General features: G+C 72.4%; 20 protein-coding genes. 9 read left to right on the top strand and 11 right to left on the bottom strand.

What is annotated here, in order from left to right; genetic code table 11:
* The first annotated feature begins 119 nt into the window (after positions 1–119).
* Both ACIQ7M_RS29395 and ACIQ7M_RS29390 read left to right on the top strand, forming a co-directional pair.
* On the top strand, positions 120–1,856 hold the full coding sequence (locus ACIQ7M_RS29395) for an AMP-binding protein (RefSeq protein WP_403650049.1): 1,737 nt from the start codon (positions 120–122) through the stop codon (positions 1,854–1,856).
* 15 nt (positions 1,857–1,871) lie between these two features.
* Positions 1,872–2,726 carry a PaaX family transcriptional regulator C-terminal domain-containing protein gene (locus ACIQ7M_RS29390; RefSeq protein ID WP_403650046.1) on the top strand — a complete coding sequence of 285 codons (855 nt, stop codon included), beginning with the start codon at positions 1,872–1,874 and terminating at the stop codon, positions 2,724–2,726.
* Here the strand turns inward: ACIQ7M_RS29390 and ACIQ7M_RS29385 are convergent.
* Positions 2,710–4,998, bottom strand: a complete 2,289-nt coding sequence (locus ACIQ7M_RS29385) for a bifunctional salicylyl-CoA 5-hydroxylase/oxidoreductase (protein ID WP_403650043.1) — start codon at positions 4,996–4,998, stop codon at positions 2,710–2,712. The genes ACIQ7M_RS29390 and ACIQ7M_RS29385 overlap by 17 nt on opposite strands.
* 7 nt (positions 4,999–5,005) lie before the next feature.
* Positions 5,006–5,833: an enoyl-CoA hydratase family protein gene (locus tag ACIQ7M_RS29380; RefSeq protein ID WP_403650040.1), complete on the bottom strand. Its 828-nt coding sequence runs from the start codon at positions 5,831–5,833 to the stop codon at positions 5,006–5,008.
* A gap of 462 nt (positions 5,834–6,295) precedes the next feature.
* Between ACIQ7M_RS29380 and ACIQ7M_RS29375 the strand changes: the two genes are divergently transcribed.
* Positions 6,296–6,751 (top strand): ATP-binding protein, encoded by a 456-nt coding sequence (locus tag ACIQ7M_RS29375; protein WP_355762972.1) that lies wholly within the window; start codon positions 6,296–6,298, stop codon positions 6,749–6,751.
* A 54-nt stretch (positions 6,752–6,805) separates the two neighbouring features.
* Here the strand turns inward: ACIQ7M_RS29375 and argF are convergent, their stop codons facing one another.
* The gene (gene argF, locus ACIQ7M_RS29370; protein ID WP_355762975.1) at positions 6,806–7,813 is read right to left on the bottom strand and encodes an ornithine carbamoyltransferase; all 1,008 of its coding nucleotides are present in this window, start codon (positions 7,811–7,813) and stop codon (positions 6,806–6,808) included.
* Between the two features lie 153 nt (positions 7,814–7,966).
* A complete protein-coding gene (locus ACIQ7M_RS29365; protein ID WP_355762977.1) occupies positions 7,967–9,190 on the bottom strand; it encodes an arginine deiminase in 1,224 nt (407 codons plus the stop codon).
* 162 nt (positions 9,191–9,352) lie between these two features.
* Here ACIQ7M_RS29365 and ACIQ7M_RS29360 point away from each other — a divergent pair, with 162 nt between their 5' ends.
* Entirely contained in the window at positions 9,353–10,432 is a 1,080-nt protein-coding gene (locus ACIQ7M_RS29360) for an SPFH domain-containing protein (protein WP_355762980.1), read from the top strand.
* Positions 10,429–11,322 (top strand): hypothetical protein, encoded by an 894-nt coding sequence (locus tag ACIQ7M_RS29355; protein ID WP_403650035.1) that lies wholly within the window; start codon positions 10,429–10,431, stop codon positions 11,320–11,322. Before ACIQ7M_RS29360 ends, ACIQ7M_RS29355 begins: the two co-directional genes overlap by 4 nt.
* A 225-nt stretch (positions 11,323–11,547) precedes the next feature.
* Here the strand turns inward: ACIQ7M_RS29355 and ACIQ7M_RS29350 are convergent, their stop codons facing one another.
* From ACIQ7M_RS29350 to ACIQ7M_RS29340, 3 genes are all read right to left on the bottom strand, one after another.
* Entirely contained in the window at positions 11,548–14,091 is a 2,544-nt protein-coding gene (locus tag ACIQ7M_RS29350; protein WP_403650033.1) for a polynucleotide kinase-phosphatase, read from the bottom strand.
* A complete protein-coding gene (locus ACIQ7M_RS29345; RefSeq protein ID WP_403650201.1) occupies positions 14,088–15,590 on the bottom strand; it encodes a 3' terminal RNA ribose 2'-O-methyltransferase Hen1 in 1,503 nt (500 codons plus the stop codon). Before ACIQ7M_RS29345 ends, ACIQ7M_RS29350 begins: the two co-directional genes overlap by 4 nt.
* 541 nt (positions 15,591–16,131) lie before the next feature.
* A complete protein-coding gene (locus ACIQ7M_RS29340) occupies positions 16,132–16,755 on the bottom strand; it encodes a TetR/AcrR family transcriptional regulator (protein ID WP_403650030.1) in 624 nt (207 codons plus the stop codon).
* Positions 16,756–16,958: 203 nt separating this feature from the next.
* Here ACIQ7M_RS29340 and ACIQ7M_RS29335 point away from each other — a divergent pair, with 203 nt between their 5' ends.
* Positions 16,959–17,675 carry an SDR family oxidoreductase gene (locus ACIQ7M_RS29335; RefSeq protein ID WP_403650027.1) on the top strand — a complete coding sequence of 239 codons (717 nt, stop codon included), beginning with the start codon at positions 16,959–16,961 and terminating at the stop codon, positions 17,673–17,675.
* 74 nt (positions 17,676–17,749) lie between these two features.
* The gene (locus ACIQ7M_RS29330) at positions 17,750–18,673 is read left to right on the top strand and encodes an LLM class F420-dependent oxidoreductase (protein WP_403650024.1); all 924 of its coding nucleotides are present in this window, start codon (positions 17,750–17,752) and stop codon (positions 18,671–18,673) included.
* Between the two features lie 233 nt (positions 18,674–18,906).
* Here the strand turns inward: ACIQ7M_RS29330 and ACIQ7M_RS29325 are convergent, their stop codons facing one another.
* The 4 genes from ACIQ7M_RS29325 to ACIQ7M_RS29310 form a co-directional block, all read right to left on the bottom strand.
* Positions 18,907–19,386, bottom strand: coding sequence for a DUF6099 family protein (locus ACIQ7M_RS29325; protein WP_355763000.1), 480 nt, complete (start codon positions 19,384–19,386; stop codon positions 18,907–18,909).
* A 193-nt stretch (positions 19,387–19,579) separates the two neighbouring features.
* Positions 19,580–19,912 carry a nucleotide pyrophosphohydrolase gene (locus ACIQ7M_RS29320; protein ID WP_355763003.1) on the bottom strand — a complete coding sequence of 111 codons (333 nt, stop codon included), beginning with the start codon at positions 19,910–19,912 and terminating at the stop codon, positions 19,580–19,582.
* Positions 19,909–21,066: an ATP-binding protein gene (locus ACIQ7M_RS29315; RefSeq protein WP_355763006.1), complete on the bottom strand. Its 1,158-nt coding sequence runs from the start codon at positions 21,064–21,066 to the stop codon at positions 19,909–19,911. Before ACIQ7M_RS29315 ends, ACIQ7M_RS29320 begins: the two co-directional genes overlap by 4 nt.
* A gap of 110 nt (positions 21,067–21,176) precedes the next feature.
* Positions 21,177–21,566, bottom strand: a complete 390-nt coding sequence (locus ACIQ7M_RS29310; protein ID WP_355763009.1) for a cell division protein SepF — start codon at positions 21,564–21,566, stop codon at positions 21,177–21,179.
* Between the two features lie 175 nt (positions 21,567–21,741).
* Here ACIQ7M_RS29310 and ACIQ7M_RS29305 point away from each other — a divergent pair, with 175 nt between their 5' ends.
* Together ACIQ7M_RS29305 and ACIQ7M_RS29300 are read left to right on the top strand one after the other, a co-directional pair.
* Positions 21,742–22,161: a molybdopterin-binding protein gene (locus ACIQ7M_RS29305; RefSeq protein WP_403650019.1), complete on the top strand. Its 420-nt coding sequence runs from the start codon at positions 21,742–21,744 to the stop codon at positions 22,159–22,161.
* A gap of 219 nt (positions 22,162–22,380) precedes the next feature.
* Positions 22,381–24,003 carry a hypothetical protein gene (locus ACIQ7M_RS29300; protein ID WP_403650198.1) on the top strand — a complete coding sequence of 541 codons (1,623 nt, stop codon included), beginning with the start codon at positions 22,381–22,383 and terminating at the stop codon, positions 24,001–24,003.
* Positions 24,004–24,098 lie beyond the last annotated feature (95 nt).

The following is a 24,098-nucleotide window of genomic DNA, read 5'->3' as shown; positions in this document are numbered from 1 at the left end:
CGGACGCCACCCACGTTATCGCGAACCGTTGACTGTCGTCACCAACACGATACGCTCCTTGTGCGAGCCCACCACGACGCCCACCGAGGCAGCCCACCAAGGCAAGGGGGCGAGACGCCATGGACCTTGTGGATCCCCTGGATCCCGCAGACATTCCGGGGCCGGCACGCTCGGCCCACGTCGACACCTTCGCGCGTGACCATCTCCCGCCCCCCGAGCAGTGGCCCGAGCTCCGCTTCGACCTGCCCGAGCTGCGCTACCCCGTCCGGCTCAACTGCGCCGCCGAGCTCCTCGCGGACACCGACCCCGAACGCCCGGTGTTCCGTACGCCGTCCGGAGCGCCGTGGACGTACGGACAGCTCCGCGCCCGGGTCGACCGGATCGCCCATGTGCTGACCGGCGAGCTGGGGGTCGTGACGGGCAACCGGGTGCTGCTGCGCGGCCCGACCACACCGTGGCTCGCCGCCTGCTGGCTGGCGGTGCTGAAGGCGGGCGCGGTCGCCGTCACGGTGCTCGCGCAGCAGCGGCCGCACGAACTGGGCACGATCTGCTCGATCGCACGGGTGACGCACGCCCTGTGCGACGTCCGCTCGGTCGACGACCTGGTCAAGGCGGAGGTTCCCGGGCTGCGGGTCACGACGTACGGCGGTGACGCGCCCGACGATCTGCTGCTGCGGATCACCGGCGCCCCGGACGAGCCCTTCGACCCGGTGGACACGGCCGCCGACGACGTGGCGCTGATCGCGTTCACCTCGGGCACCACCGGCCGGCCCAAGGGCTGCATGCACTTCCACCGCGACGTGCTGGCGATCGCGGACACGTTCTCGAAGCATGTGCTGCGGCCGCGCGAGGACGACGTCTTCGCGGGCAGTCCGCCCCTGGGCTTCACGTTCGGGCTCGGCGGTCTCGTGGTCTTCCCGCTGCGCGCCGGGGCCTGCTCCCTGCTGCTCGAACAGGCGGGCCCCCGGCAGTTGCTGCCCGCGATCGCCGAGCACCGCGTCTCCGTGCTGTTCACCGCGCCGACCGCCTACCGGGCGATGCTGGCGGAGATGGCGGAGGCGGACGGGCACGACGTCGCGTCGCTGCGCCGCTGCGTGTCCGCGGGCGAGAACCTTCCCGCCGCGACCTGGCGGGACTGGGAGGGCCGCACCGGGCTCGGCATCATCAACGGCATCGGCGCCACCGAACTGCTGCACATCTTCATCTCCGCCGCCGACGGGCGGATCCGCCCCGGCACGACGGGCCTGCCCGTGCCGGGCTGGCACGCGCGCGTGGTCGACGCCGACGGGACGCCGGTGCCGGACGGCGAACCCGGCCTGCTGGCCGTGCGCGGCCCGGTCGGCTGCCGGTATCTCGCCGACCCCCGGCAGCGGGAGTACGTGCGCGACGGCTGGAACATCACCGGTGACACCTATGTCCGCGACCCCGACGGCTACTTCCGCTACGTGGCCCGCGCCGACGACATGATCATCTCGGCCGGGTACAACATCGCGGGCTCCGAGGTCGAGGACGCGCTGCTGCGGCACCCGGACGTCCTGGAGACGGCCGTCGTCGGACGGACCGACGAGGCGCGCGGGCAGATCGTGGTGGCGTACACCGTGGTCAAGGAGGGTGCCCGCAGGGACGGCGAGGTGCTGCGCGCTTTCCTCAAGTCCGAGCTGGCGCCGTACAAATGCCCCCGCGAGATCGTCTTCCTGGACGCGCTGCCCCGGACCGCCACGGGCAAGCTCCAGCGGTTCAGACTGCGGGAGGAGACCCGTTCCGACGGCGGTACGGGCACCTCGTCGCCGACTGTTCCGCGGGAGCCGGCCTCTGCGCCCGAGGGCGGCCTGCCCGCGGACGGCGATCTCAAGTGATCTTCGCGCACTAGAGTGATCAACGTGTCAGAGCACCACGCCCCCCGGTCCCTCATCGTCACCTTCTACGGCGCCTACGGCCGCTTCGCGCCCGGTCCGGTACCGGTGGCCGAGTTGATCCGGCTCCTCGCCGCGGTCGGCGTGGACGCGCCCTCGGTGCGTTCGTCGGTGTCCCGGCTCAAGCGCCGCGGGCTGCTGGAGCCCGCGCGCACCGTGGCGGGCGCGGCCGGCTACGCGTTGTCGCCGGACGCACGGCAGTTGCTCGACGACGGCGACCGCCGGGTGTACGCGACGACACCTCCCGAGGACGGCGGCTGGGTGCTCGCCGTGTTCTCCGTGCCCGAGTCGGAGCGGCAGAAGCGGCACGTCCTGCGTTCGCGGCTGGCCGGCCTGGGCTTCGGCACGGCCGCTCCCGGGGTGTGGATCGCCCCGGCCCGGCTGTACGAGGAGACCCGGCACACCCTGGAACGGCTGCGGCTCGACGGGTACGTGGAGCTGTTCCGGGGCGAGCATCTGGGGTTCGCGGCGACGGCCGACGCGGTGGCGCGCTGGTGGGACCTGACCGCGATCGCCAAGGAGCACGAGGCGTTCCTCGGCCGGCACGCGCGCGTGCTGCACACCTGGGAGGACCGGACGGACACCCCGCCCGACGAGGCCTACCGCGACTATCTGCTCGCCCTCGACTCCTGGCGCCATCTCCCTTACACCGACCCGGGGTTGCCCGCGGCCCTGCTCCCCGAGGACTGGCCCGGCGCCCGTTCGGCGACCGTCTTCCGGGCGCTGCACGAGCGACTGCGGGACGCGGGCGCGGAGTTCGCGGGGGTGCCCCCGTGGTCGGGGCACCCGGAATCGCTCACGTACCCAGGGTGAGACGCGGTTTCGGGGCGTCGGTGCGGCCGGTCTGCGGCGGGCGGCTGCCGGCGCGGTAGGGCAGCGGCCAGGCGGCGCCCGGCCCTTCGTAGCCCTGTTCGGCGGCGGCGTGCAGCGTCCAGTTCGGGTCGTACAGATGCGGCCTGGCGAGCGCGCACAGGTCCGTCCGCCCGGCCAGGATCAGGGAGTTGACGTCGTCCCAGGAGGAGATCGCGCCGACGGCGATCACCGGGATCCCGGTCTCGTGCCGGATCCGGTCCGCGTACGGCGTCTGGTACGAGCGGCCGTACTCGGGGCGTTCGTCCGCCACGACCTGGCCGGTCGACACGTCCACCGCGTCGGCGCCGTGCGCGGCGAAGGCCCGGGCGATCGCGACCGCGTCGTCGCCCGTGGTGCCGCCTTCGGCCCAGTCGGTGGCGGAGATGCGTACGGTCATCGGGCGCTCGGCGGGCCACACCGCCCGCATCGCGTCGAACGCTTCGAGGGGGAAGCGCAGCCGCTTCTCCAGCGACCCGCCGTACGCGTCGGTCCGCCGGTTGGTCAGCGGGGAGAGGAAGCCGGAGAGCAGGTAGCCGTGGGCGCAGTGCAGTTCGAGGAGGTCGAAGCCGCAGCGGGCCCCGCGGCAGGCGGCCGCGGTGAACTGCTCGCGCAGATCGGTGAGCTGGGCACGCGAGAGCTCACGGGGTGTCTGGCTGTCCCGCTTGTACGGGAGCGGCGAGGCGGCCACGAGGGGCCAGTTGCCGTCCGGCAGGGGTTCGTCGATGCCCTCCCACATGAGCCGTGTCGAGCCCTTGCGGCCGGCGTGGCCGAGCTGGAGGCCGATCGCGGCTCCCGGGGCCTGACGGTGGGTGAAGTCCACGATCCGCCGCCAGGATTCGGCCTGGCGCGCGGTGTAGAGGCCGGCGCAGCCGGGCGTGATGCGCCCCTCGGCGCTGACGCACACCATCTCGGTCATGACCAGTCCGGCGCCGCCCAGGGCCCGGGCGCCCAGGTGGACGAGATGGAAGTCCCCGGGGACGCCGTCCACGGCCGAGTACATGTCCATCGGCGACACGACGACACGGTTGCGCAGGGTCAGTCCGCGCAGCCGGAACGGGGTGAACATCGGCGGGGTGCCGGGCGGGCAGCGGAACTCGCGCTCGACCGCGGCCACGAAGCGCGGATCGCGCAGCCGCAGGTTGTCGTGCGTGACACGGCGGCTGCGGGTGAGGAGGTTGAACGCGAACTGCCGGGTGGGCTGGCCGAGATGGCGGCCGACGTTCTCGAACCAGTCGAGGCTGGCGCGGGCGGCCCGCTGGGTGGAGGCGACGACCGGGCGCCGTTCCTCCTCGTAGGCCGTCAACGCCTCTTCCAGCGTGGCCTGTTCTTCCAGACAGGCGGCCAGGGCGAGCGCGTCCTCGACGGCGAGCTTCGTCCCGGAGCCGATGGAGAAGTGCGCGGTGTGCGCCGCGTCGCCGAGCAGGACCAGATTCCCGTGCGACCAGCGGTCGTTGACGATCGTGCGGAAGGTCGTCCACGTCGAGTTGTTGGCGCGCAGCGGGCGTCCGCCGAGCGCGTCCGCGAAGATCTTGCCGCACCGCTCGATGGACTCCGCCTCGTCGAGGCCGGCGAACCCCGCGGCACGCCAGACCTCTTCGCGCATCTCGACGATGACGGTGGAGTCGTGGGCCGAGTAGGGGTAGCCGTGGAGCTGCATCACGCCGTGTTCGGTCTCGGCGATCTCGAAGCGGAAGGCGTCGAAGGCGAAGTCGGCGGCGAGCCAGACGTAGCGGCAGCGGTGCTCCTCGACGGACGGCCGGAACACCTCCGCGTGGGCCGCGCGGGTGAGGCTGTGCACACCGTCGGCGGCGACCACGAGGTCGTACTCCGCCATGAGGTCGTCCACGGGCGGGGCCTCGGCGGTGAAGCGCAGGTCGACGCCGAGCGAGCGGCAGCGTTCGTGCAGGATCTCCAGGAGCCGGCGCCGCCCGAGCGCGGCGAAGCCGTGGCCGCCGGAGGTGTGCCGCACCCCGCGGTGCACGATGTCGATGTCGTCCCAGCGGACGAACTCGGCCTGGAGCGCGGCGTACACGACCGGGTCGGCGTGCTCGATGCCGCCGAGGGTCTCGTCCGAGAGGACGACGCCGAAGCCGAAGGTGTCGTCGGGCGCGTTGCGCTCCCAGACGGTGATCTCGCGGTCCGGGTCCAGGCGTTTGAGGAGCGCGGCGGCGTAGAGCCCGCCGGGGCCACCGCCGATCACCGCGACACGCCGGGCGTAGGCCTTCACCCGCATCCGAGGCTCACCTCCCCCGCCACTTCGGGGCCCGCTTCTCCGTGAAGGCGGCGTGGAACTCGGTGTAGTCCTCGCCGTTCATCAGCAGGGCCTGGGTCGCGGCGTCCAGTTCGACGGCGGCCGCGAGCGGCATGTCCAGTTCGGCGGTGAGCAGCGCCTTGGTCTGGGCGTACGCGAGCGCCGGGCCGTCGGCGAGACGGCGGGCCAGCGCCTGGGCGCCCTCGTCCGCGTGGCCCTCGTCGGTGAGTTCGCTGATCAGCCCGATGCGCTCGGCCTCGGGTGCCCGCACCGGTTCGCCGAGCATCAGCAGCCGGGTCGCGTGGCCGAGTCCGACCACGCGGGGCAGCAGGTAGGCCGCGCCCATGTCGCCGCCGGACAGCCCGACCCGGGTGAAGAGGAAGGCGAAGCGGGCGCTCGGGTCGGCCACCCGGAAGTCCGCGGCCAGCGCCAGAACGGCTCCGGCGCCCGCCGCCACCCCGTGCACCGCCGCGATCACCGGGAACGGGCATTCCCGTACAGCCCTGACGACCTGCCCGGTCATCCGGTTGAAGTCGAGGAGCTGGACGGTGTCCATGGAGAGGGTCGCGCCGATGATCTCGTCGACGTCGCCGCCCGAGCAGAATCCGCGGCCCTCGCCGGCGAGCACCAGGGCCCGCACGGACCGCTCGCGGGACAGCTCGGCGAGCAGGTCGCGCAGGTCTGCGTAGGCACCGAAGGTGAGCGCGTTGAGTTTCTCGGGGCGGGCCAGGGTGACGGTGGCGACGCCGTCGGTGAGCTCGTACCTCAGATGCCGCCAGTCGGCGGTGCGGGCGGCGGAGCCGGTGAAGGGACTCATGGCGGGCGGCCTCCTAGGGCGGGGGCGACGCGATACGGCCGTCCCATCAAGCTATCACTCGTTCGTGACTGTCGTCACGAGTGCGCGATAGAGCGATGGAGGGACAGGGCGGAGGGGCGACGCCGCGAAAGCGTGACGACTACGAGCCGGGCGTGATGACTACGAGCCATGAAAGGACAGTCGCGCGTGGTGAGCGAGCCGACACACCTCGTGAACACGGGGGCGCGAGGGAGCCGTGGTCCGTCACCCCGTCACGGACCTTCGACAGACGTGTAACGGCGGGAGCGGACGCGGGAGGGGGACCGTTCGTCCGGGTACACAGCCCGTATCGGACCGAACGTCCCGAAAGGAGGCCGCACCCCCCGCGGAACACATCGGCCGATGTCCCGAGAAAGCCCACCGCGCGCGTTCGGCCGGTGGAGCCGTACCATTCCTTAGGTTGCAAGCAGGACAGCCTGCTCCATGAACGGACTCGCCTTGCCCGACACCCCAGCACCCGCCTCCTGGCGCATCGCGCTGCCGCACACCGTCGCGGCCGTGCCGGTGGCCCGCGCCCTGGTCCGCACAGCACTCGCGGAACGGGAGCACGCGGCCGACAGCGACACCGCCGAGCTGCTCACGGCGGAGCTGGTCGCCAACGCGGTCGAGCACACCGCGGGCGACGGCCCCATAGAGCTGGTCGTCGAGCTGATGCCGACCGGCTGCCGGGTCGAGGTGCACGACCCGGACCCGGTGCCGCCGCTCGATCTCACGCTGCCGCACCCGCCCGGCGAGCCGGACCCCTGGCAGGAGCACGGGCGCGGTCTGCTGCTGCTCCGCGCGCTCAGCTCGGCCTGCGGACACCGCCCCACCGACTCCGGCAAGGCGGTCTGGTTCAGGCTGCCCGTGATCCCCGCCCAGCGCCGGCCGGCGCTGTAGCGGTCCGCACGGGACACGCGTACGACGTACGGGGGCGGCGGGCCCGCGCAGAGATCAGGCCAGCGTGGCGACCATGATCGCCTTGATGGTGTGGAGCCGGTTCTCGGCCTGGTCGAACACCACGGAGTGCGCCGACTCGAAGACCTCGTCGGTCACCTCCAGCGAGTCGAGTCCGTACACGTCGTACAGCTCGCGGCCGACCCGGGTGCCGAGGTCGTGGAAGGCCGGCAGGCAGTGCAGGAACCGGACGTCCGGGTTCCCGGTGGCGCGCAGCACGTCCATGGTCACGGCGTACGGGACGAGGGCGGCGATGCGCTCGGCCCACACCTCCTTGGGCTCCCCCATGGAGACCCAGACGTCGGTGGCGACGAAGTCGGCGCCCCGCACACCCTCGGCCACGTCCTCGGTGAGGGTGACGGCGCCGCCGCTCTTCGCCGCGAGTTCGCGGGCCCGCGCGACGATCTCGTCGGCCGGCCAGTAGGCCCGCGGGGCCACTATCCGCACGTCCATACCGAGCAGCGCGCCGGTGATCACGTACGAGTTGCCCATGTTGAAACGGGCGTCACCCAGATAGGCGAAGGTGATCTCGCGGACCGGCTTGTCGCAGTGCTCGGTCATCGTGAGGACGTCGGCCAGCATCTGGGTGGGGTGCCACGCGTCGGTCAGGCCGTTGTAGACCGGCACTCCGGCGTGGGCGGCCAGCTCCTCCACCGCGTCCTGGCTGTCGCCGCGGTACTCGATCGCGTCGAACATGCGGCCGAGGACGCGGGCGGTGTCCTTCACGGACTCCTTGTGGCCGATCTGGGAGCCGGCCGGGTCCAGGTACGTCGTCGAGGCACCCTGGTCGGCGGCGGCCACCTCGAAGGCGCAGCGGGTGCGCGTCGAGGTCTTCTCGAAGATCAGCGCGATGTTCACGCCCGTGAGATACCGGGTCTCGGCCCCGAGCCTCTTGTCCGCCTTGAGTCCGGCGGCCAGCTCGACCAGGCCGAGGAACTCCTCCTCCGTGAAGTCCAGCTCCTTGAGGAAGTGACGGCCGGCGAGGGCGGTCGGGACTGTCGCCATGGGGGCGCTCCAGGGATGACGGGGACGAGGACGGGACCGGACGCCTGAAATTCTATACGACGCTCAGCATTTATATGCGGCCTGTCGTTCGAGCGCGCTCGACGGCCCCGCCCCTCGGCCCGCTCGGACCCCCGCGAACCGGGCCCCGTACGGCTAGACCGGGTCCCGCACCACGGGGCAGCTCATGCAGCGGGGGCCGCCCCTGCCCCTGCCCAGCTCGCTTCCCGGGATCTCGATCACCTCGATGCCCTGCTTGCGCAGGTGGGTGTTGGTGGTGGAGTTGCGTTCGTAGGCGATGACGACACCCGGCTCGACGGCGAGGACGTTGCAGCCGTCGTCCCACTGCTCCCGCTCGGCCGCGTGCACGTCCTGCGTGGCGGTCAGGACCCGGATCTCGTTGAGGCCGAGCGCCGCGGCGATGGCGCGGTGCATGTGCTCCGGGGGATGGTCGGTGACCTTCAGTTCCTTGTCCCCCACACCCGGCTCGATGGTGTACGAGCGGAGCATGCCGAGCCCGGCGTACTGCGTGAAGATGTCGCCGTCGACCATCGTCATCACCGTGTCGAGGTGCATGAGCGCGCGCCGCTTGGGCATGTCGAGCGCCACGATGGTGCGGGCGGAACCGGCCGCGAACAGCTTGTGGGCGAGCATCTCGACGGCCTGGGGCGTCGTCCGCTCGCTCATGCCGATGAGCACCGCGCCGTTGCCGATCACGAGGACGTCGCCGCCCTCGATGGTGGACGGGTAGTCGGCCTGCCCCTCCGACCAGAGGTTGAAGCCCTCCTCGCGGAACAGCGGGTGATACCGGTAGATCGCCTCGAAGTGCACGGTCTCGCGCTGCCGGGCCGGCCAGCGCATGGCGTTGATGGAGACCCCGTCGTAGATCCAGGCGGAGGTGTCACGGGTGAAGAGGTGATTGGGCAGCGGCCGCAGCAGGAAGTCGTCGAGGTCCATGACATGGAAGCGCACGGAGGTGGGTTCCGCGTGCGCGTCCAGGAACTCGCGCTTGGTCATGCCGCCGACCAGCACGGAGGCCAGCTCCCCGGCGGGCATCGCCTCGAAGGCGGCCCGGAGGTGGTCGGTGGCGAGCGGTCCGTACTCCTTCTCGTCGAAGACCCGGTCCAGGACGAGAGACCTGGCCTCCCCGGTCGCGAGCGTCTCGGTGAGCAGGTCGCCGAAGAGGTGGACGGTGACCCCACGGTCGCGCAGGACGTCGGCGAACCCGTCGTGTTCCGCGCGCGCCCGGCGCACCCACAGCACGTCGTCGAAGAGCAGTGCGTCCTTGTTGCTGGGGGTGAGCCTTTTGAGCTCGAGATCGGGCCGGTGAAGGATGACGCGGCGCAGCCGCCCGGCCTCGGAGTCGACGTGGAATCCCATGTCTCCATCCTGACCATCCGGACGCGTGTTCACCCGTGGATCGCTCCAGCCGCCTCGCATTCATTTCGTCCCCTTGACGATAAGCGCTCGATTCATTATCGTCTCAATGACGACAACGAAGAAGCGGAGCCGCCGGGCCGACCCGGCGTCTAGGGGGTACTCATGGCCGACATCACGCGACGCCTCGGCTGGCGCCATCTGCGGGGGGCGCCCACCGCCCACATCCGGCACCACAAGTCGGGGCAACTGGTCCACGACGGTCCCGGGCTCAGCTTCTGGTACCGCTCCCTGACCGCGGCGCTCTCCGAAGTCCCCGTCGACGACCGCGAGCTGGCGATGACCTTCCACGCCCGTACGTCCGACTTCCAGGACGTCGCGGTACAGGCGACCGTCACCTACCGGATCAGCGACCCGTCGGTCGCCGCCGCCCGCATCGACTTCTCCATAGACCCCGACTCCGGCGCCTGGCGCGGCACCCCGCTGGAGCAGCTCGGCTCGCTGCTGACCGAGACGGCCCAGCAGCACGCGCTGGACGTGCTCGCCCGTACGTCACTGGCGTCCGCCCTGGTCGACGGCGTCGCGGCGGTACGGGAGCGGATCGCGGACGGCCTCGCCGCCGAACCCCGGCTGCCCGCCACCGGCCTGGAAGTGGTCGCGGTGCGGGTCGTCGCGCTGCGCCCGGAGCCCGAGGTGGAACGGGCGCTGCGCACCCCCGCCCGCGAGCAGATCCAGCAGGACGCGGACAAGGCCACGTACGAACGCCGGGCGGTCGCCGTCGAGCGGGAGCGTGCCATCGCCGAGAACGAACTCCACAGCCAGATCGAACTCGCCCGGCGCGAGGAGCAGTTGGTCGACCAGCGCGGTACGAACGCGCGCCGCGAGGCCGAGGAGCTCGCGGCGGCGGACGCGGTGCGCGCCGGGGCGGAGGCGGCCCGCACGGTCCGGCTGGCCGAGGCGGAGGCCACCCGGTCGCTGCGGCTCGCCGAGGCGGAGGCCACGCGCAAGGTGCGGCTCGCGGGGGCCGAGGCGCAGGCGGCGCGCGAGGTCGGCGCGGCACGGGCCGAGGCGCAGGCGGCCTGGCTGCGTGTCCACGGCGACGTCGATGTCGCCACGCTGCACGCCCTGACCGGCAGCCGCCTCGCCGAGAACCTGCCGCGGATCGAGAACCTCACGCTCTCGCCCGACGTCCTCACCGGGCTGCTCGCCAAGCTGGGCAACGGCACCGCCGGGGACTCGGCGTGAGTCTCGCGCCCCGGGTCGTCATCGTCCACCGGACCACGGAGTACGAGGAGTTGACGGCCCGGCACGGCACGCACGGACAAGCGGCGTTCTTCCTGTCCTCGCGCGGCCGGGACATCGCGGAGGTCGCCGAGCGGCACCGGCGGGCCCGCGAGGCGCTCGCCGCGGTCGTGGCGGCCATTCCGCTGACCTGGCGTCAGGCCCGTGTGGAGCGGGCCGATCTGGACCGTTTCCTGTTCGCGCCGGAGGACGTGGTGGTCGTGGTCGGCCAGGACGGGCTGGTCGCCAACGTCGCCAAGTACCTGGCGGGTCAGCCGGTCGTGGGGATCGACGCCGACCCCGGGCGCAATCCGGGCGTGCTCGTGCGGCACCGGCCCGGGGACGCGGGCGCGCTGCTCGCCTCGGCGCACGGGGGCGGCGCCGACGAGCTGACGATGGTCGAGGCGGTCGCGGACGACACCCAGCGGCTGGTCGCCCTCAACGAGATCTACCTGGGAGCCGCCGGCCATCAGACCGCCCGATATCGCCTGGGGTTCGACGAGTACGGGGGTGCCGTCGAACCCCAGGCGTCCTCCGGGGTGCTGGTGGGCACCGGGACCGGAGCCACCGGCTGGCTGCGCTCGGTGTGGCAGGAGCGGGGGGAGCGGCTGCCGCTGCCGGGGCCCACGGACGAGCGCCTGCTCTGGTTCGTCCGCGAGGCCTGGCCCTCGCCGGCCACGGGCACCTCGCTCGTGGCCGGCGAGCTCACCGGGTCCGGACGGCTGTCCCTCACGGTGGAGTCGGACCGGCTCATCGTGTTCGGGGACGGGATGGAGGGGGACGCGGTGGAGCTTGTGTGGGGGCAGACCGTGCAGGTGGGGGTGGCCGGGGTTCGGCTCCGCCTGGTTGGTTGAGGTTTCTGGCCCCTGGGCCCTGACCGGAGTCTCCCCGGCCGGGGTCGAGTACGTGTGCCCCGGTGAGGCGGATCCGCTGCGGGCCCGGTGGGGGCTTGTCGCGCAGTTCCCCGCGCCCCTTGCGGGGCTCCCGGTGGGGTGGCATGCGTTCGCCCCGGTGGGGGCCGGGCGCGCCGTTCCTCGCGCCCCTGACGGGGCCCCACCGGGGTCGAAAGGGTGGACCCGCTACAAGCGGGGGTCGACCGGTTCGGATTCCAGGGAGAGGACTCCGAACACCGCCTCGTGGACGCGCCACAGGGGTTCGCCCTCGGCCAGGCGGTCCAGGGCTTCGAGGCCGAGTGCGTACTCGCGGACGGCCAGGGACCGCTTGTGGTTGAGGAAGCGGCCCCGCAGCCGGGCGAGGTTCTCCGGACGGGTGTACTCCGGGCCGTAGATGATCCGCAGGTACTCGCGGCCACGGCACTTGATGCCGGGCTGCACCAGACGCCCGTGCTCGCCACGCACCACCGCGCCGACCGGCTTCACGACCATGCCCTCGCCGCCGCGGCCGGTCATCTCCAGCCACCAGTCGACACCGGCCCGCACCGACTCCGGGTCGGCGGTGTCGACGAAGAGCCGTCGCGTGGTGTGCAGCAGTCCGCTCCCGTCGTTCTCCACGAGCCGGTCGATCAGGGCGAGTTGCTCGTCGTGCGGCAGCGCGGCGAGGCTCCGGCCCTGGACGGCCAGGATCTGGAACGGTGCGAGGCGGACGCCGTCGAGGCCGTCCGTGGTCCAGCAGTAGCGGCGGTACGCGTCCGTGAACGCCTGCGCGTCCGTGGCCCGTTCACGCTGGCGCGCCAGCAGGTCCGTGACGTCGACGCCCCGAGCCGCCGCCCCCTCCAGCGCGGCCACCACTCCCGGGAACACCGCCCCGGACGCGGCGCCGACAGCGGCGTACTGACTGCGCAGCAGTCCGGACGCCTTCAGCGACCACGGCATCAACTCGGCGTCCAGCAGCACCCAGTCGGTGCCCAGCTCCTCCCACAGCCCGGCCTCGGTCGCCGCGGCGCGCACCCGGCCGAGGATCTCCTCGGTGACGGCGGAGTCGTCGAAGAAGGGCCGGCCGGTACGGGTGTACAGCGACCCGGTGGGGCCGTCGACGCCGAACCGCTCGCGCGCCACGTCCGCGTCCCGGCAGACCAGGGCCACCGCCCGCGACCCCATGTGCTTCTCCTCGCACACGACCCGCGCGACCCCGTCCTCCCGGTACTGGGCGAAGGCCTCGGCGGGGTGCTCCAGATAGCCGTCGAGGTGCGACGTCGCGGTCGGCGCCATGGTCGGCGGGAGGTACGGCAGCAGCCGCGGGTCCACCGCGAAACGGCTCATGACCTCCAGCGCCGCGGCCGCGTTCTCCTCGCGGACGGCCACCCGCCCGGCGCGCCGGGTCTCGACCGCCCTGCGGCCGTGCACGTCCGCCAGGTCCAGCGGACGGCCCTCGTGACCGCCCGGCGCCTCGGTGGCCAGCGGCTTGGCCGGCTCGTACCAGACCCGCTCGGCGGGTACGTCGACGAGCTCGCGCTCCGGCCAGCGCAGGGCGCTGAGCTTGCCGCCGAACACGGCGCCGGTGTCCAGGCAGATGGTGTTGTTGAGCCAGGTGGCGTTGGGGACCGGGGTGTGGCCGTAGACGACCGCGGCGCGGCCCCGGTAGTCCTCCGCCCACGGGTAGCGCACGGGCAGCCCGAACTCGTCGGTCTCCCCCGTGGTGTCGCCGTACAGCGCGTGCGAGCGCACCCGGCCCGAGGTGCGGCCGTGGTACTTCTCGGGCAGACCGGCGTGGCAGACGACGAGACGTCCGCCGTCGAGGACGTAGTGACTGACCAGCCCGTCGACGAACTCCCTTACCGAGGCGCGGAATTCCTCGCTCTCCGCGTCCATCTGCTCGATGGTCTCGGCGAGTCCGTGCGTGTGCTGGACCTGGCGGCCCTTGAGATAGCGGCCGAGCTTGTTCTCGTGGTTGCCGGGCACGCACAGGGCGTCGCCGGAGGCGACCATGGACATCACGCGGCGCAGCACGCCGGGCGAGTCCGGACCGCGGTCGACGAGGTCGCCCACGAACACGGCCGTACGGCCCTCGGGGTGCGCGCCGTCGACGTAACCGAGCTTGCCGAGCAGGGTCTCCAGCTCGGAGGCGCAGCCGTGGATGTCGCCGACGATGTCGAACGGGCCGGTGAGGTGGGTCAGGTCGTTGAACCGCTTCTCGGTCACCACCGACGCGTCGTCGATGTCCGTCACCCCGCGCAGGACGTGCACCTTGCGGAAGCCCTCCCGCTCCAGGGAGCGCAGCGAGCGCCGCAGTTCGCGGATGTGGCGCTGGATCACGCGGCGCGGCATCTCGGCGCGGTCGGTGCGCGCCGCATTGCGCTCGGCGCAGACCTCCTCGGGCACGTCGAGCACGATGGCGATGGGCAGCACGTCGTACTTCCTGGCCAGTTCGATCAACTGGCGGCGGCTGTCCTGCTGGACGCTTGTGGCGTCGACGACGGTCCGGCGGCCGGCCGCGAGCCGCTTGCCGGCGATGTAGTGCAGGACGTCGAAGGCGTCGCCGCTGGCGCTCTGGTCGTTCTCGTCGTCGGCGACCAGACCCCGGCAGAAGTCGCTGGAGATGACCTCCGTCGGCTTGAAGTGCCGCCGGGCGAACGTGGACTTGCCGGAGCCCGAGGCGCCGATCAGCACCACGAGGGAGAGGTCGGTGACGGGCAGCACGCGCCCCTGTTCGGTCTGCTCGCTCATGCGGCCTTCTCCTCCTTCGCGTTCGGGGTGCCATTCGTGCCGGTGGCTCCGGTCGTGCCGGTGGCCAGGGTGAAGACGGCCATCTGGGTGGGCGGGCCGACCTCGGGGTCGTCGAGGCCGACGGGGGTGAACTCCACGTCGTATCCGTGCCGTTCGGCCACCGCGCGGGCCCAGGAGCGGAACTCCTCGCGGGTCCACTCGAACCGGTGGTCGCCGTGCCGGGAGTGGCCGGCCGGCAGGGTCTCCCAGCGGACGTTGTACTCGACGTTCGGGGTCGTCACGAGGACGGTCCGCGGGCGGGCGGAGCCGAACACCGCGTACTCCAGGGCGGGCAGCCGGGGCAGGTCGACGTGCTCGATGACCTCGCTGAGCACGGCGGCGTCGTACCCCTTCAGCCGGCGGTCGGTGTAGGCGAGCGAGCCCTGGAGGAGCTGGACGCGGGCGGCCTGCCGCTCGCCCATGCGGTCGAGCTTGAGGCGGCGCGAGGCGATGGTGAGCGCCCGCATCGACACGTCGACCCCGACGATCTCGGTGAACCGCGTGTCCTTGAGCAGGGCCTGCACCAACTGGCCCTGTCCGCAGCCGAGATCGAGGACCCGGCTCGCGCCCGACGCGTGCAGCGCGGCCAGGATCGCGTCCCGGCGCTGCACGGCGAGCGGTATCGGCTTCTCCTCGGTGTCGGTCTCCTCGTCGACGGCGTTGTCGATCTCCTCGACCGCGATGTCGTCGGTCTCGGCGAGCCGGGCGAGTTCGAGCCGCTCCATGGCCTCCCGGGTCAGCGACCAGCGCCGGGAGAGATAGCGGCTGGTGATCAGCTTCTGCTCCGGGTGGTGCTGCAGCCAGCCCTCACCCGCCCGCAGCAGCTTGTCGACCTCGTCGGACGCCACCCAGTAGTGCTTGGCGTCGTCGAGGACCGGGAGCAGCACGTACAGGTGCCGCAGGGCTTCGGCGAGCGTCAGCTCCTCCGACGCCAGCTCCAGGCGTACGTAACGGGAGTCGCCCCACTCCGGGAAGCGTTCGTCGAGCGGCACGGGCTCGGCCGTCACCGTCCAGCCCAGTGGCTCGAAGAGCGCTCGCACCAGGTCGGCGCCACCGCGCGCGGGCAGCGCGGGCACCTCGACGCGCAGCGGCCTCGTCTCGGCGGGCAGCTCGGGCCGGGCGTTGCACTGGCCCTTCATCGCGCTGGTGAACACGGCGCTGAGCGCCACGGCGAGCAGTGAGGAGGCCGCGTACGGGCGGTCGTTGACGTACTGCGCGAGTGCCGCGTCGGGGGCGCCGCCGCGCCCCTTCCCCTTGCCCCGCCTGACCAGCGCCACCGGGTCGACCTCCAGGAGCAGGGCGGCCGTGCACCGCTCGGCGGTCGCCTCGGGGTACAGCACATGCGCCGTCCCGTACGACGTCGAGAACTTCTGCGCGTTGTCCGGATGCTTGTGCAGCAGGAAGCCGAGGTCGGTCGCGGGCCGCTCTGGGGTACCGGTGGTACTGATCGTCAGGAACACGGTGTGTCTGCCTCGAAACGTCTTCTGAGCTGTGGGCACCCGGCGACTCGTCCGGCCGGTGCGCCGCGCGCATCCGCAGGACGCCGTCGGGTCACAGCGTGGGCGAGCGCGTCTCGGCCGTCGCCGCTCCCGGCTCCTCCGCGGCTCGCGTGGCTCGTGGCCACGCCGCGCCGCGGCCGACCGCAGGGGGCGACGCCTGCCCTCGGCGCGCCCCCACAACGTACAGCGGAAGCCGCAGGTGGACCCGGGGTTTTTCGCCGCGCGCGGATGGTGCGACCGAACGATTCCAGGCCACCGGCCGAGGCTTCGGGGCAGGCCGTCCGGAGGTTTCGAGGCGGGCCGGCCGACGGTTCCCGGCCGGGTCAGCGGGAGGTTGCGGGCTGGTCAGCGGGAGCCTTCGGGCAGGTCAGCCGGAGCTTCGGAGCCGGGTCCGTGGGCGGCTCCGGGCCGGTTCGGCCGACGGTTCCCGGCAGACAGGCCGACGGCTCCGGGCAGGTCGGCCGGAGCTTCCGGGCAGGTCAGCCGGACGTTTCCGGGCAGGTCAGCCGGACGTTTCCGGGTCGGGGCCCACGGCACCGTCGGCCCCGTCCATGCCAGCGCCGGCGAGCAGGGCGGTGGCGGTCGCGAGGGCGAGGCCGTCGAGGCCCCGGCCCTGCATGACGGCCCGGACGCCCGATCCGTCGAAGGCGACGGTCAGTTGGCGCGCGAGGAGTTCGGGGTCCCCGGCTCCGCCGCGCTCCGCCTCGCGCCGGAAGAACGCGGTCAGCTCGTCCTTGCAACGGCGGGCGACCAGGCTCGCGGGGTGATCCGGTGTCTTCAGCTCGGCGCTCACGGCCACGAAGGGGCAGCCGCGGTAGTCCGGACGCGCGGCCATCTCCTCCAGACGTTCGAACACGTGCAGGATGCGATCACGCGGCGCCCGGTCGTCGTCGGGGGGCAGCAGGAACGCCAGGTACGCGGGCGCGCTGCGCTCCAGGCTCGCCGCCAGCACGTCGTCCTTGCTGTCGAAGAGCTGGTACATCGACCGCTTGGACACCCCCGCGACCCGGCACAGCGCCTCGACACCGACGCCGACGCCCTCGCGGTAGAAGAGCTCGGCCGCGGCGTCGAGCAGTCGGTCGCGGGTCGGTGAACCGGCGGTCGCGGTCGGGGTCGCCTGTGTCATGAGCCCAGCTTACGTTCTCCGCTTGCTTCTCGGAAACCGATCGGTTTACAGTTGCGGGCAACACAGAAAACCGATCGGTTTACGATGAGGCCGACACCGCGGACGGCACGGCGGACGCCACAGCCGGCCACCCTTCGACCGGCACCGTTTCCCTCGATCACCCATATCCCCCGATTCCCGGCGGCCCTCAGAAGGAGAAGATCATGACCAGCATCGACGGTTCGGTGGCACTTGTGACGGGCGGCAGCCGGGGTATCGGCAAGGCCTTCGTGGACGCCCTCTACGAACGCGGTGCCAAGAAGGTCTACGCGACGTCCCGCGACCCGCGGACCGTGGAACACCCCGACGCGGTGCCGCTGGCCCTGGAGGTCACCGACCCCGCGTCCGTCGCGGCCGCCGCCGCGCGGGCCCAGGACGTCACCATCCTGATCAACAACGCGGGCGCGACGGCCCCCACGTCGTTCCTGGACTCCCCCGTCGAGGACATACGGCGCGAGTTCGACATCAACTTCTTCGGACCGCTCCTCGCCACCCGGGCCTTCGTCCCGGCCCTGGAGCGCAACGGTGGCGGGCACATCCTCACCGTCCACTCGGTGCTGTCCTGGGTCACGGTGCCCGGCGCCGACGGCTACAGCGCCGCCAAGGCCGCCCTGTGGTCCCAGAGCAACGCCCTGCGACTGGAGCTCCAGCCGCGCGGGATCAAGGTCACCGGACTGCACGTCGGCTACGTCGACACGGACCTGACCGCGAGCCTCGACGTGCCCAAGGTCTCCGCGGACAGTGTCGCCGGGCAGGCCCTCGACGGGATCGAGACGGATGCCCACGAGGTGCTCGCGGACGCGCTCACCCGCCAGGTCAAGGCCGGTCTCTCCGGCGATCTGAGCGACCTGTACCCGCAGCTCGCCGTGCAGAGGTGGTAGCACGGCGCGGAAGGGGGCGGATGCGCCAGCGGTTCGGCACGGGACGGCTGTTGTGACCGGTGCATGATGGATACATGGATCTTCGAGTCTTCACAGAACCGCAGCAAGGCGCGACCTACGAGACGCTGCTCCGCGTCGCCAAGGCCGCCGAAGACCTTCATTACGGAGCCTTCTTCCGCTCCGATCACTATGTGCACATGGGATCCGTCGACGGGCTCCCCGGCCCCACCGACGCGTGGATCACCCTGGCCGGCATCGCGCGCGAGACGAGCCGCATCCGCCTGGGTACGTTGATGACCGCCGGAACCTTTCGCCTCCCCGGTGTCCTCGCCATCCAGGTCGCCCAGGTCGACCAGATGTCGGACGGCCGTGTCGAACTCGGCCTGGGCGCGGGCTGGTACGAGGCCGAGCACACGGCGTACGGGATTCCCTTCCCGAAGGAGAAGTTCGGCCGGCTGGAGGAGCAACTCGCCGTCGTCACCGGGCTGTGGGGCACGCCGGTCGGCGAGCGCTTCACCTTCGACGGAACGTATTACCAGCTCAAGGACTCGCCCGCGCTGCCCAAGCCCGCGCAGGAGAAGGTGCCCGTCCTGATCGGCGGGCACGGCGCCAGGCGGACCCCCGCGCTCGCGGCGCGCTACGCCGACGAGTTCAACATCCCCTTCGCCTCGGTCGAGGACACGGAGCAGCAGTTCGGCCGGGTCCGGGCGGCGTTGGGCGAGGCCGGGCGGAAGGCCGACGAACTCGTCTACTCCAACGCCCTGGTGGCGTGTGTCGGCCGCACCGACAGCGAGGTGAGGCGGCGGGCGGACGCCATCGGCCGTGATGTCGACGAGCTGAAGGCCAACGGGCTCGCGGGCTCCCCGGCGGAGGTCGTCGAACGGATCGCCCGGTATCAGGCGGTCGGTTCGCAGCGGATGTACCTCCAGATGCTGGACCTCGCCGACCTGGACCACCTGGACCTGATCGCCGCCGCGGTGGCACCACAGCTCGCCTGACCGCCGGGCCCACAAGCGGTTCCGGTCGGGCGACCGCCATGACCCGGACCGGTTCCCCGGGAGCACGGGCCTTCCGACGGGCGACGGGCGACGATACGGGCCGCACGCGGAGGACGGCTGTCGGCTGTCGGCGGTCGGCGGTCGGCGGTCGACCCGTGATGGCGGCGGCTCGAGCCGCACCCGTCCGGGCGCCGGACAGCGACGGGTGACGACGGCACGGGCCTCGCCGGTTCCTACCCCGTGGCCGGGTCCCGCTCCACCACGCGTTTCTCGTCCCGTACCGCGAGGCGTCTCAGCATCTCCAGGACGCGGTCCCGGGACTCGTCCGCCGCGTCGATCGCCTCCATGCACTGCCAGTACCTCCCCTCGTCGTCCGCCGCGCAGGCGATGCCGACCAGGGCTATGCCGACCTCGGCGAGGAGGCCTCCGAGACAGAGCAGGGCCTCGCGCGCGTCGCCCAGCTCCGTGAGCTGGGCGGCCCGTAAGGCGCCGACCCCGAGCGCGTGGTCGCCGAGCACTCCGCAGCCGCGGCCCGCCAGCTCGGTCAACCCCAGCGCCTCGCCCCGGAGTTCAGGGGGTCCGGAGACGGCGAGGCGGCTGCCGATCCCCTGGGCCAGGGAATGCGCCTGCCACGCCTCCGCCATCACCTCCGGAGTCTCGCCGCTCTCCGCCAGGGCACGTCTGCTCGCCGCGATGAGCCGCACCGCTTCCATGCGCTGCCCCCGTCTGTCCGACGCGCTCTCGCACGTCCACCCGAACTCCCTTGTTCACTACCCAGAGTGAAGTCCCTTGAGACGAAAAGCCAGAGGAAGCCCGAAATCTGCGGACACGGAATCACATCGGAGCACCACGACAACTACAGAGAGTGTCAGATTCCGTTTTGTGTGCCGCAGGACGACCGGTTCGTCAGGGCTCCCCCGGCGCCGGGAAGCGCTCCTCGTTGCGGTCGATCTTCGCGTCGAGGGCCGCGAGCGGGTCGATGCCCAGCACCTCGCAGAACTGGAGGAGGTACGCGAGGACGTCCGCGACCTCGTCGGTGACGCGGTGCGCGGTGTCGGGGTCCCGCATCACGCGGGCCGACTCGTCCGGCGTCAACCACTGGAAGATCTCGACGAGTTCGGATGCCTCCACGCTGAGGGCGGCGACCAGGTTCTTGGGGGTGTGGTACGGCTGCCAGTTCCGCGCGGCCGCGAACTCGGCCAGTCTGCGTTGCAGCGTCGCTACGTCCAGTTCACTCACGGCGTCAGGTCTATCACCGTGACCCCGGCCGCTCCGAGCGCGTGGGCCCCGTCGCTCACCGCGCCCAGCAGACGGATGTGCCCCCGCTCGCACATGCGGCCCGCCAGCCGGACCAGTTCCCCGGCCTGCCGGGCGTCCAGTCCGCGGTCGAGGCCGTCGGCCAGGACAGTCAGCGACTGGAGCGCGGCCGGCACCTCGCCCGCGGGGTCGACCTCCAGGACGCCGGGCCCGGTGAGGAGCACGAGGGCGAGCGCGAGATACCGCAACTCGCCGTCGCCGAGCAGCCCGAGCGGCGTACGGACGCCGTCCCCGCGGTCGAGGAGCGCACGGACCGTGCCGTCGCCGAGCACGTCGGCCAGGACGTCGGTGACCGTGCCCGCGCATCCCGCGCGCACCGCCGCGACCAGGTGGGCGTACCGGTGGCCGCACTCCGACCGGGTGCGCCGCAGCACCTCGGCGAGGTTGCCGCAGCCGCGCAGCAGCCGCCCCGGGCCGAGCGGAACGGGGGCCCGCATGGAGTCCGGGTCCGGATCGCAGACATAGACGGACCGCAGGGCGAGCACCGTCTGCTCGGCCGCGGCCAGGACATGGCGCTCCCCGGCGGTGCGGCCCGCGACACGCAGGGGCAGCAACGCGGTGCCGAGGCGGTCGTCGGGGAGCGGGACCCGCGTCACCGCCGAGGACCCGCCGGTGTACCAGGCCGCCTGGACGGACCGGCGGCCCGGATCGCGCAGCGCCGTCTCCAGCAGCGTCCGCCCGCCCGCCGACAACCGCTCGCCCACGAGGCGCAGTTCGGGTTCGGCCTGGACGGCGACGTCGAGCCGGACCGGCCCCTCGGGTCCGTCGACCGTGCAGCCGATGCGGAAGCCCCGGCGGAGCTGGGCGTCGGGCCGGGACCGCTCGGGCACACAGGCGACCGGGTCCGGGAACACCTCGGCCAGCCCGGCTCCGGAACCCAGCCTCGCCAGCGCCTCGTAGGCCCGCAGGGCGGCCGTCTTGCCACTGCCGCTGGGGCCGGTGACCAGGGTGAACGGTCCGAGCGGGAACCGGACGCGGCGGTGGGCGGCGAAGGCGGCGAGCCGCAGCTCGGTGACACCCGGACGGACCGGGCGCGCCTTCACCGCCACGGGCACTTCCGACGAGGACAGAGTCATATGCGGACGGTAGGCCTCCGCGGCGGGGCGAACCGTTACGCCCGGGGGACCTTCCTACGATCGGGGGACGCGGCCCCCGATCGAGGCCAGGCACTCGAGGCCGGGCACCGTCAGCGGCCGGGAACGCCGACCCCCTCCATCAGACCCCGCACCTCGGTCCCCGGAGGCGTCAGCAGGAACACGTTCCGGTCGACCCGGTGCATTCCGCTGGCCAGGCCGAAGACCACGCCCGTACTGAAGTCCAGGACCCTCTTGGCGACTTCGGTCTCCGCGCCGGTCAGGTCGAGGAGCACCGGGACGCCGGACATGAGCGTCTCGGCGACGTCGCGGGCGTCCGCGAAGACGTTCACCCGCAGGACCACGAAGCGGCGCCGCGTCTCGGTCTCGGCCTCGGGGATCGACCGATGGCGGACCGCCGACGGCCAGGCGTCCCGGCCGCGCAACGGAACGACCTGGGCGAGCCCCTCCCACTGTTCATCGGTGACGTCGTGGCGGGTCATCGATCCACCCCGTCCTGGCTCGCACTCGTTGTCTGCACCGGGCAATTCTTACGCATGGTCACCCGTTCGGCCCAACAGCGACACGGTCCGCGACCCGGAACGGGAACCGGCGCGTACGGCAAGCTACGCATATACGCCCGTATCCATCACCCAGCCCGGCAAGCGAGGCCTCCGCATGAGCCTGAGCATCCGCAATCAACTCCCCGGCACCGTCACGTCCGTCACCCCCGGTGAGGTGATGGCGACGGTGAAGGTCCGGCTCGACGCCGGACAGGAGATCACCGCGGCCGTCACCCTGGAGGCCGTACGGGAACTCGGTCTGACGTCCGGCTCCGCCGTGCGGGCGCTGGTCAAGTCCACGGAGGTCTCCCTCGCGACCGGCCCGGTCGACGGCCTGAGCATCCGCAACCAACTGCCGGGCACGGTCACCGACGTCACCTCCGGCGGCGCCATGGCCCGCGTCAAGGTCCGGGTCGCGGGCGGCGAACTGACCTCCGCGATCACCAAGGACGCCGTCGCGGACCTGGGCCTCGCGGAGGGTTCCGAGGTGGTCGCGCTGATCAAGTCCACCGAGGTGTCGCTGTCCAACGCCTGACGCGCCCGGCCACCGGCCGACGTGCTCTTACTGGCCTCACACCGGACTCTTCACGTCCCGTCGCACCCCGCTCACCGGCGAGAATTAGCGTATCGGGCCGTGTACTCGGCAGAAATCACGACGGCGCCCGTCCGCCGGCAGGCCCCTTCGAAGGCCTCGCCCGGCGGGCCGGTCGCGCGATGGAACCCGGACGAGGCGCCCGCACAATGGCACCGCGCCCTGACCCTCCTGGCCGACATCAGCCTGTTCATCGGTACGCGCCCGCTGTGGGCGCAGGCCGCGAGCCACCGGCTCCTCGTGGCCGCGGTCGTCTCGCTCTGCTACGCCTCGATCCTGGCGACGGGCGTACTGACCCTGGTCGTGCGCCGGGGCCGCTCGCTGGCGCGGCTCGACCTCGTCGTCCTGGTGACCGCGGTGACGCTCGTCGTGTGCGGGCTGATCATGAACCACCAGGGCAGCGACGAGTCGGTCCTCACCACCCGCGCCGCCCACGAGTTCGTCGCCGGGCACCAGGTCTACGGCCGTCCCTGGCCGCGGCTATTCGGCCACGGCGTCGCCCTCACCGCGACGATGAACGGCGGCTACGACTACACGTACGGCTATCCGCCGCTCGCGCTCCTGCTCACCGCGCCACTGCTGTGGGTCGGACATGGTGCGGCCGCCGCCACGATGGTCGGCACCGGGGCCCTGATCGCGGGCACGGCCGTCATGTGGCGGATGCTGCCGGTGCCGTGGCGGTCCGCCGCGACCCTGGCCTGTCTCGGTTTCGGTCTGCTGCCGACGTACGCGCGGCTCGGCTATCCGGCGGTCCTCGCCTGCGCCCTGCTCGTCCCGGTGGTGATCGGATGGCCACGGACGGGCCGCGGAGGACGGGCGGACCTCGTGCGGGCGGCCTGCCTCGGAGCGGCCTGCGCGGCACAGCAACTCCCCTGGTTCCTCGCGCCGTTCCTGCTGGCCGGGGTGTACGCGTTGCGCCGCGGCGACCTGGGCGCGCGGCCGGCGGCGCTGGCGGTGGGCCGGATCGCGGGCGTCGCCGCCACCACCTGGCTGCTGATCAACGCGTACTTCGTCGTGAGCGAGCCGCGCTCCTGGTTCTCCGGGATCGCCCTGCCCCTCACCCAGGACGCGGACGTCCACGGACAGGGCCTGGTCGGCATCTCGCTGTATCTGACCGACGGCAGCGACCGCATCGCCTGGTACGCGCACGGGAGCCTGCTGCTCGCGGCGGGGCTGCTGGCACTGTTCGTGCTGTTCGTACGGCGGCTGGGGCCGGCGGCGACGGTGCTGCCCTGGTGCGCGTTCTACGCGGCGACCCGTTCACAGGACGGCTACTACCTGTTGATGACACCGCTGTGGGTGGCCGCCGTGATCACCGCGCCCTGGCAGTCGTTCCGCACCGCGTGGCAGCCCCGCCCCGCCTTCCTGCGCGGTCCGCACCGGCGCGGGGCCCGGGTGGCCGCGGTCGTCCTGCTGCTGGCCCCGTCGGCGATCGTGGTGGGCCTGGCGGCCACCGGGTCACCGCCGCTGCGGATGCGGGTCACCGAGGCCCGCCGCGCCGCCCACACCCTGACGGGACTCACGGTCGGCGTCACCAACCTCGGTGCCGCGGCGCTGAGTCCGCACTTCACGCTGACCACGGGCCAGGGCATGAGCCGCTACTGGTCGGTGACCTCCGGCCCCGCCACCTTGGCCGGCCACGCCTTCGGCCGCTACGAACTCCGGCCCCCCGACGGCAGGTTCACGCTCCCACGAGCCGGCGTCCGCATCCGTCTGCGAGCCGTCTCGGCGTCGCCGATGACCCTGTCGAGCACGGACCTCCATCTGCCGACGACCCGGCCCTGAGCCCGCGCCCCGTTTGCCTCCCCGGCCCCGTCCGCCCCCGCTCCCGTCCGCCTTCTGGTGCCGGCGGGACGGACGTGCTGGAATGGCCTGTCTCC

The organism is Streptomyces sp. NPDC096324 (genome assembly GCF_044763015.1).
In the GTDB taxonomy this organism is placed as follows: domain Bacteria; phylum Actinomycetota; class Actinomycetes; order Streptomycetales; family Streptomycetaceae; genus Streptomyces.
The sequence above is the reverse complement of the archived record's forward strand: the minus strand, read 5'-3'. Positions and strand labels throughout refer to the sequence as shown.